Annotated in this window: 1 protein-coding gene; it reads left to right on the forward strand. The window is 46.4% G+C overall.

The annotated features are described in order from the left end of the window. The coding region (locus ACFIQC_RS09790; protein WP_375707130.1) for a hemagglutinin repeat-containing protein at positions 1-1,493 on the forward strand (1,493 nt) is incomplete at both ends.

Below are 1,493 nucleotides of genomic sequence, written 5' to 3' on the forward strand. Positions count from 1 at the left end.
GGATCAGGCAAGAACTTTGTGTCGATATACGGGAGTGAGGGAAAGACAGAAAATGAAGAGAGTTTTGAACATCAAGGCTCTTCTCTCAATGCGGATGGCAATATCACCATCACCGCCACCAAAAAAGATGTGAACGTGGTGGGCTCTGATTTTGCAGGTGAGAATATTAATCTTTCGGCCGCCCATGATGTGAATATTTCACCGGGTCATAATAGCCATAAGTCAAACAGCAAAGAAGAACGCACAGGTTTTGGCATTCAGTTTGGAAAGAGCAAAAGTGGAGCTTCTGTAGGTATTGGGATTGCAAGCGCCAAAGATACGGGCGATCAATGGGAAACCACTTCCACACAATCACACATCACGGCACGCCAAGATGTGCAGATTACTGCTGACAATGATGTAAATATGCAAGCAGCCATTGTTTCGGCGGATCGTGATGTCAACATTGATGCCGGCAATAATATCACGCTTTCAGAAAGCTATGATACCTCTAACGGCAAAGAGACACATGAAAAGTCTTTTGCTGGTGTGACAACTTCCGTTGATATTGGTGTCCTTGGTACGGTACAAGGACTAAAAGATGCCGCAGATCACATGAATAATAAGGATGGTAACAATACAGTTATTAATGGCATACTGACTGGCATGAAAATCAGTCATCTTTATAGTAAAGGCAAAACCTTTGTTAATTGGCTGACTGGCAATACGGGGGAAAAGGGGAACGTAACCAAAGGACTGAGTAGCTCATTAGGAGGATTGGGGGGCTCCACCAAGGATGCTCTTGCCAATATGGCTGGTGCATCTGGCAGTGTAACCGTGGGCTTTAAAACTGAGAAAACAGAAGCCTCTTCTCAAATCTCCACAGCGGTGACAGATAGCATAGAAGGCGGACGCGCTGTTAACATGCAAGCCCACAAAGGCAGCATTCATGGTGTTGGCGCTGATATTATCGCTGGTACCAATCCAATCTATGTGCTGGAAAATGATGCACAGAGCGGAAAGATCACCATGGAAGCAGGTAAAGATATCATCTTTGAAAGTGCACAAAACACGCAAAGCACACAAAACAGCAGTGAAAGTTCTTCAATGAGTGTTGGCACCGGTTATGGCACGGGTGGCGCAGGGGCAACGGGCAGTGCTTCTTTTAGTCAAGGGGAAGGTTCCAGTGAGGAAGTTCAACACAAAAACAGCCATATTATAGGCACCGGCACTGTTCATACCACGAGTGGGGCAAACACCACATTGGCAGGCGCCGTGGTTTCTGGAGAGCGTGTAGAAATGGAAGTAGGGGGTGATTTTTCCATTACCAGCCGCAGTGATACGGGACAAACTTCCAGTAAGCAAAACTCTGTTTCTGTTGGGTTTGGTGCTGGACAAACGGGTGGTGGGGGGTCCATGAGCGCCTCTTTCCAAAACGATAAATCCTCTAGCGATTATCATAGTGTTGTGGAGCAATCAGGCATCAAAGCGGGTGATGGCGGCTTTAATATCAT

The organism is Bartonella sp. AA126HLJHH (genome assembly GCF_042197425.1).
Lineage (GTDB): Bacteria > Pseudomonadota > Alphaproteobacteria > Rhizobiales > Rhizobiaceae > Bartonella.